7 protein-coding genes are annotated in these 7,432 nt (G+C 43.9%); 4 read left to right on the forward strand and 3 right to left on the reverse strand.

What is annotated here, in order from left to right:
• Window positions 1-161, forward strand: a 161-nt coding sequence (locus Q0986_RS23065) for an electron transporter (RefSeq protein WP_366918636.1), incomplete at its 5' end; no start/stop codon positions are given.
• Window positions 162-322: 161 nt separating this feature from the next.
• Window positions 323-2,236 (forward strand): ATP-dependent zinc metalloprotease FtsH4, encoded by a 1,914-nt coding sequence (gene ftsH4 / locus Q0986_RS20050; RefSeq protein WP_299414847.1) that lies wholly within the window; start codon window positions 323-325, stop codon window positions 2,234-2,236.
• Between the two features lie 383 nt (window positions 2,237-2,619).
• Here the strand turns inward: ftsH4 and Q0986_RS20055 are convergent, their stop codons facing one another.
• The 3 genes from Q0986_RS20055 to Q0986_RS20065 all read right to left on the reverse strand — a co-directional run bounded on the left by Q0986_RS20055 (window position 2,620) and on the right by Q0986_RS20065 (window position 5,592).
• Window positions 2,620-2,760 (reverse strand): DUF4351 domain-containing protein, encoded by a 141-nt coding sequence (locus tag Q0986_RS20055; protein WP_299414849.1) that lies wholly within the window; start codon window positions 2,758-2,760, stop codon window positions 2,620-2,622.
• A gap of 363 nt (window positions 2,761-3,123) precedes the next feature.
• Window positions 3,124-3,951 carry an Rpn family recombination-promoting nuclease/putative transposase gene (locus Q0986_RS20060; protein WP_299414851.1) on the reverse strand — a complete coding sequence of 276 codons (828 nt, stop codon included), beginning with the start codon at window positions 3,949-3,951 and terminating at the stop codon, window positions 3,124-3,126.
• A 285-nt stretch (window positions 3,952-4,236) separates the two neighbouring features.
• Complete coding sequence (locus tag Q0986_RS20065; protein WP_299414853.1) at window positions 4,237-5,592, reverse strand: pentapeptide repeat-containing protein; 1,356 nt, start codon at window positions 5,590-5,592, stop codon at window positions 4,237-4,239.
• Between the two features lie 342 nt (window positions 5,593-5,934).
• Between Q0986_RS20065 and Q0986_RS20070 the strand changes: the two genes are divergently transcribed.
• Entirely contained in the window at window positions 5,935-6,552 is a 618-nt protein-coding gene (locus tag Q0986_RS20070; protein WP_299414855.1) for a ParA family protein, read from the forward strand.
• 19 nt (window positions 6,553-6,571) lie between these two features.
• Entirely contained in the window at window positions 6,572-6,868 is a 297-nt protein-coding gene (locus tag Q0986_RS20075) for a hypothetical protein (RefSeq protein WP_299414857.1), read from the forward strand.
• The last annotated feature ends 564 nt before the right edge of the window (window positions 6,869-7,432 follow it).

Genomic DNA, 7,432 nt, shown 5'->3' on the forward strand with positions numbered 1-7,432 from the left:
TTGGTCAGCCCAAATTCGTAAAGCTGAGAGGCAAAGCTATCGCCATGCACTCTAAAGCCATCACGAATTTCTGCAATCAAGTAGGGATTGACCGGAGTCGCCGTCAAGGTTGGATTCGACTAGCTCGTGACAATGGCAAACGCCTTGGGCTCCTCGCATAAAGCGCCAGCGTTGAACGTTATCGCCACCTATCGAGTGATGCTTTAGCAACCCAGTATTTCTTCACTACTGCTCAACCATCTGGTGATTGGACTAAGACAGATTTAAGACTTTGGTTCACCAACCGTTGAGTAAACCACTTTTTTTAACTAAGGAATTTCTCATGCCTGTAAACGACAAACCTAGACGTCCCCGTCCGAATCCCCTCAGCACCATTTTGTTGTTACTTCCCCTCGGACTTCTAATACTCAATTTGGTCTTGACCTTTGGTAACAGTCCTCGGGTTTCGAAAGTGCCCTACAGCTTCTTCCTTGAGCAAGTTCAAGACGGAGATGTGGCTCGGGTCTCCGTTGGCCAAGATATCATCCGCTATCAACTCAAAGGCACTGAGGGCAATATCGGTCAGGTTCAAGAAACCACTCCTATCTTTGACTTAGAGTTGCCCAAAGTACTTGAAGCTAACGATGTCGAATTCGCTGCGACCCCTCCTGCTGGCAATCGCTGGTTCACCACTTTATTAGGCTGGGTTATCCCTCCTATTATCTTCGTGGCCATTTTCCGATTCTTTAGTCGTGGTGGTATTGGTGGAGGTGGCCCCCAAGGTGCTCTCTCTGTCACTAAGAACAAAGCCAAAGTCTACGTCGAAGGCGATGACAACAAAGTCACCTTTGATGATGTTGCAGGCGTTGAAGAATCCAAAGCTGAACTCGAAGAAATCGTTGAATTCCTCCAGTCCCCCCAACGCTTCACCGAGATTGGGGCCAAAATACCCAAAGGTGTACTCTTAGTCGGACCTCCTGGAACTGGTAAAACCTTAATGGCCAAAGCCGTCGCCGGTGAAGCAGGCGTCCCCTTCTTCAGCATCTCCGGTTCAGAATTTGTTGAACTGTTTGTCGGTACTGGTGCTGCTCGAGTTCGTGACCTGTTCGAACAAGCCAAAAAGAAAGCTCCCTGCATCATCTTTATTGACGAACTCGATGCCATTGGTAAATCACGAGCAGGCGGTAATGGCTTCGTTGGCGGCAACGACGAACGCGAGCAAACCCTCAACCAGCTCCTCACTGAAATGGATGGCTTTGGGGCCGGAGATGCCACGGTTATTGTTCTAGCTGCTACCAACCGGCCTGAAACCTTAGACCCAGCCCTCCTGCGTCCGGGTCGATTTGACCGCCAAGTCCTGGTGGACCGTCCTGACCTCACGGGTCGTCTGGCCATCTTAGAAATCTACGCCAAGAAAGTGAAGCTGGGTGAAAATGTTGACCTCAAAGCCATGGCTACTCGTACCCCTGGTTTTGCTGGAGCTGACTTAGCTAACCTGGTGAATGAAGCAGCGCTATTGGCTGCACGCCGAGGCAGCAAAGTTGTTGAAACCCAAGACTTTGCCGAAGCCATTGAGCGAGTCGTTGCCGGTCTAGAGAAAAAGAGCCGCGTCCTCAACGACAAAGAGAAGAAGATTGTCGCTTATCACGAAGTTGGTCATGCCCTCGTCGGCGCCAAGATGTCTGGTACGGATCAAGTGGAGAAAATTTCCATCGTCCCCCGCGGCATGGCAGCTTTAGGCTACACTCTGCAAGTGCCCACAGAAGATCGGTTCTTGTTAAACGAGTCAGAACTCAAAGGTCAGATTGCCACGCTCTTAGGTGGACGAGCCGCAGAAGAAGTCATCTTTGGCAGCATCACCACAGGTGCATCCAATGACTTACAGCGAGCCACGGATTTAGCGGAGCAGATGGTGACCTCCTACGGTATGAGTGAAGTGTTAGGGCCTCTGGCCTATGACAAAGGTCAGCAGAACAACTTCCTCGGTGGAGGTATGAATGCCCGCCGAATGGTGAGTGATGAAACGGCCAAGGCCATTGATAAGGAAGTCAAGGGTATTGTCGAAGCAGCTCATCAGGAAGCTCTGAGTATTCTCAAGGAGAATAAGGAACTGTTGGAAATGATTTCTCAGCAGTTGCTGGAATCAGAGGTAATTGAGGGCAATAGCCTTAGAGAAATGTTATCGAAGGTTCATCCTGAAGTTCATGTTCAGCCAGAGCAGCATGCTCAAGAAACTCAAAAGCCTCTAGCGGTCTAACACTTTTCATTGAGAGTTCCTGTGGTTGTCCCCTACTGTGCAGTAGGGGGCATTTTTTTGTGGATCTGTTCTCCCCTCATTTGCTGCTTAAGGCCCTAAACAACAATAGCTGGATAAGGTGCTATTTAGTACTGATGATCTAAAATCAGCATTGTCTCGACACAGAAATCTATCTCTCTATAGGCTACAAGTGAGATAGTTAAAATCATTATTTATTGCTCTATAAGGTTTCAGCCGAATTATACAGAGTCTACTAAACTTCATTAGTGGGGAACCCTGCTTTTTTCTAGCTGAATATTCATCCAAAGAGGATAGTGATTTTTATGTAATTTTGGTGTAATCCAGATTTTTTTCAGAGCAAGCCATTTTGAATTGAGTACTTGCTAATCGGCTCGATGCTCCTGCAACCAGTCCACCAGATCAGCAGGTTTCATAAAGTCGAGTAATGTTTCACCGAGAGCTTCGAGTTGGCGAGGAAGCTTCTGGAGAGACCAGAGCAAGCGTAGGATATCGTATTGGAGCAATATCTGTTTCTAAAATTTTTAGTCTGGGTTTCTTGCACAATCTGAACAAAGACCCTGTACGCTATATCCACTACCGTAATCTTTAACGTCTTCTTTGACTTTTACACAATAAGAGCAGATTTTGAATATTTCAGCAATAGTTCTTTTCTCATCAGTATTTTTATAGTTTGAAAAGCACTCATTACTTAGAATTTCTCCGATATTTACGTCTGAATGACGTGATGCATGGATCAGATCTAAAACAATGGATTGTTGACCTTGAAAGCTAAGTGACTGAAAGGCTTTATTGGTTAGAAATAACCTCCCAATCATTGAGTTTATTGTGTAGCTTGTTTGATGATCCGACATGATGTTGATGAAGACTTACGAATTCTCCTGCAACCAGCTCACCAAGTCAGCAGGTTCCGCAAAGTCCAGCAATGCTTCACCCAGAGCTTCAATCTGATCTAAGGACAGCGATTGGATCTGCGATCGCATCTCAGGAGAGACGTCACCAATACGTCGGCTGAGCTGTCGAAGGATGAGAGATTGCTCCCCTTCTTGATAGGCTTCCTGATAAACCTTCGTTTGTTTGAGTTCGCTTAAGCCCAACATGCTCTCTATCTCTTCCCGGCTCAGTTGTGGAAATTTATAGACCACAATCGTTTCAATTAACTCCATTATCGCCGCAAACCTTGGATTTGTCTGCTCTTGAGGCTGAACCCTTGAGAGCAACGCTTGGGCCTGGGTGACGGTATCTGCGGAGTCAGCCACAATCAACTGCATCAGACCCACTCCGAGAGAATCTAGGGGTTCATCTAAGTCTTCCAAGTAAATGCGATGCACCTGATCACTGTTCAAATTTGCTCGGAATACCTGGGGGTAGTCAGGCTCAATGCTCCGTTTGGGATAAATAACAACGGCTTGCCAGTCCACGGTTTCAGGGTGGAGATTGAGATACAGATAAATCTCTGAGAAGAACCGTTGATAAAACACCGGGTCTCGTTGAAACTGTACTTCCACGAACCAGACCGTTTGATCTGTGGCCTCTGGCGTGGGTAGGAAAACACCATCGATACGGAAGGCAACCTGCTTGATTTCAACCGACGTAAATTCATAACCTTGAGCGACTTCTGAGGGCTGTCCTAGCAGCTCAAATAAGATGCCGGGGTCAGTCTTGAAGATGCGATAGAAGATGGAATCTGTTTTCAAAGGGTGTGATCGCTCTGAGTCGTTCCGGATATTCTACTGGGTGGGGTAGTGCTTATCGGCTGTCGTTAATGGAGACAATTTCCTGAAAGCAATGCCTCGCTTGAGTTTGTAGCTCAATATATTTCAGAATTAACGTAAAACCAAAAACCATAAACTGGTAAATGGATTTTGGTTTATCAATATGGTCTTATGCAACACTAATAATATTCCTGGCTTTCACTCTTTCAATTCAAGGGCACTGGGTTTGGAAGAAAAAATTTAATGCACTATTTCAACTTGAGGTTTTTAATTTTTCTGTTTAGGTTCCACTAGCTCAATACCAATTTTCTTAGATAATTCAAGAACATTTCCAGTAAATTCGTTAGCTTTTTTTGTGAAGTCGGCTGCGCCCGTTACAGCAGTACCAGCGAATGTAGCGGTGGCTGCACCAGCAGCGAGTAAACCTTTGAGTCTCCTATTGATACGCTCGGGTTTGATGTTCTCAGGGTTCTGAAGTTCAGACTCAATATCTTCCAACTCACCTAGGGCTATTTCCTTTTGTTCATCAGGGAATGTTTGAACTGCTTCCCTCAGAGTGTTGATGAGTTTGCTGATTTCGTTCAGATTATTTCCGATGTTTTGTGTAAAAGCTTGGATATTACCGCTACCTGAGTGTTGGACTCCATAAACATTGCCATAGTTATTGGTTTGATTCGTTGGTGTATTCATTGCTGCACCTGCCAATTGTTCAAGGACGTCGGACATTTCGCGCAGTACTGTTATTTTCCCTTGGGCTTCACGAAGTTCTAGCTTGGTGTCGTACAACTCAGTTGTGAGGGATTCGATTGCACTTTGATCAGCATTGTGTGCAGTTTCTAAGCGAATTACGAATGCTGCTCCTTTTTTCTCAATTGCTTGTAATCCAACTTCACTTCTGGGGTATTGTTGACGAACTTCCTGAAGGGTCTGGAAGAAAACTAGCCAGTCAATGCCATCGATGAAAATGAAATCAATAGTTCTCAGTGCCTTCTGGACAAGAACAACAAATTCACCTGAATCAAAGTTTCTTTTTAGAGGGCGGCGTTCTTGATTTTCTTCTCTAAGATAGATGTAATCACATACTAAGCCATCTACATTTGTCTCTTTGTTGATATTCCAGTCTTGAATACAAGAACCAGTAAGAATTACGTTCTGTAGTTTGCTACCCAATAAGTTTGCGCGACTTAGGTTGGATTTGCTTAATTGAACATTTTTTAAATTAGCCCTACATAGCTTGGCATCCATGAGCTTGGCTTCGTAGAGATTAGCTTTGTATAGATCTGCCTTATTGAGGTTCGCTACACTAAGGTTTGCTTTACTAAGGTCTGTGTTGTTCAAAATTGCATTACTCAGATCCGCATTGCGAAGACTGGCACAATTTAGATTCGCGTTGATGAGACTGGCATAGTGGAGATCTGCGCCAGTTAGTATTGCATGTTGAAGGTTTGCACTTATTAGGTTCGCATAGCGAAGGTTAGCATTGCGTAAGTCTGCGCCAATAAGGATGGAACCATTAAGTTCAGCACCACTGAGGTCTAACTTTTCATCTGGACTCTCTTTTCTCCAATTATTCCAAGTTTTCGCCCCTTGCTTCAGAACTTCAACCTGCTTAAGGTTAGCCATTTCAAGTTCCCCCTTATCTGTTCTTGGAATAGGCCCATCTCTGATGTGTTGGGCTTACTCCACCCAGATAGATTGGATAGTATTTTTAACCAATCTCAAGAAATAAACCAAAAACCATAAACCATAAACCATCTTTATTGAATCATCTTATTGGTAATTTGAGAAGACGAAGCCTTTACAGGCATTACATCTACTGGATTTTGGTTTTCCATAATCCATATTCCATAATCCATATTCCATAATCCATATTCCATAATCCATATTCCATAAACCAGAGACCAATTTCCAAATTATGGTTTTTGAGATATCATCACATGGGTTCTAGTTCTTAGAGCAAGGTGAATGAAGTACATCAGTTTTGTTTCAAAAAAAGGTGGAGTGGCTAAAAGCACCAGTGCCATCCACTATGCCTATTGGCTAACTGAAGAAGGATATGAAGTTGCCTTAATTGATGACGATGCCAATCGAACTGCACTGAAATGGCAAGCAAGGGCTAATGATAATCCAAAATTTAGTCCACCATTTGTAGTTGCATCTTTTGCAAAGATGGCAAAAGCTGTCGCTGGTGTCGATTTCGTTATTCTGGATACTCAAGCCAGCATTTCTGATGACGATCTTCAAGATCTAGCTGAGGATAGTGATCTTGTTGTCATACCAACTAAGGTAGATGTCGATAGTGCAAGTGCTGCCACAGAGACGGCAAATGCCATAAAAGCTGGTAAAGGAAAATACCGCATTTTGCTCACAGATGTATTAACGAGTGGGACCGCTGGTGCTGAGTTAGCTGAAGATCTTAAGGAAGATGGATATCTAGTTCTTAAATCTTTCGTCCGAAGAGGTGAAGGTGTTAGGCATGCCAGTCTCGCAGGAGCAACGTTAGCTCAACAGCCCGGTAAATACAGAATGCCTTGGAGGGATTACCAGAAGGTATTTAGTGAAATCCGTTCAATTATTGATTAGTCATGGGAGGACTCATAGAATGGCCCGTTTCAGAGAGCAAGTAAGTAAGGGTATTGAATCAGAAACCAATAACCAGAATCTGGAAACCAGAAACCAGAAACCAGAAACCAATTTATCGAAAAAGGTCATTAACCATAGTTACAGCGATGAAGATATGGAAGCTGTAAATGTTGCTGGGTTCAAAGTTCCATATGTTGTTAGGGAGCACTGGAAAAAGCGTTGCAGAGAAAAAAGGGTAAAACTGAGTCCTATCCTTAAAGAGTTTCTGGTGGATGAATTTGGGTTGCCACCTGGAATCACCATTGATGATATTTGATGGATCTTGAATCAAAACCATAAACCATAATCCATAAAATGGTTTTATTCTTTCAGTTACGTGATCATGGATAGATAAAATCTCCATAAACCATAAACCATAAAATGGTTTTTACTATGCCGCTCAGAAAAACTTGTTTCGAGTTTAAATTCATAGTTTCAAATTCCTGGTTATATTCAGCAGGCTTTTCCAGATAGGTTTTAGCTTGATGTCAAAGTAGTTCCCTAAAGCATAATTAAAACTTATTATTCCTGCTAGAGCCTACGAGTTTCCAATGGTTTCAGAGATTTTTCACTCATAAGTTCAACTTAATCGAGGGGTCTTTCATGACCCATTCCCCCAGAACCCCCTAGAATCGTTCTATAACTGACTACATTTCGCTCTTTTTGTAATCAGTTACCGTGAGATCGGATCCCGAAGGTATTAATGGTCATTTGCCGCCAACGAAACGAACACTATCGCAGTCGGGAGTATCTGACCCTGGCGGAAGTGAATCGGCTGATCATGGCCGCTGAGTTGAGGGGTCGTCACCCGATCCGAGATAAGGCGTTGTTGCTGCTGATG

This window comes from Acaryochloris sp. IP29b_bin.148 (assembly GCF_028285565.1).
Lineage (GTDB): Bacteria > Cyanobacteriota > Cyanobacteriia > Thermosynechococcales > Thermosynechococcaceae > Acaryochloris.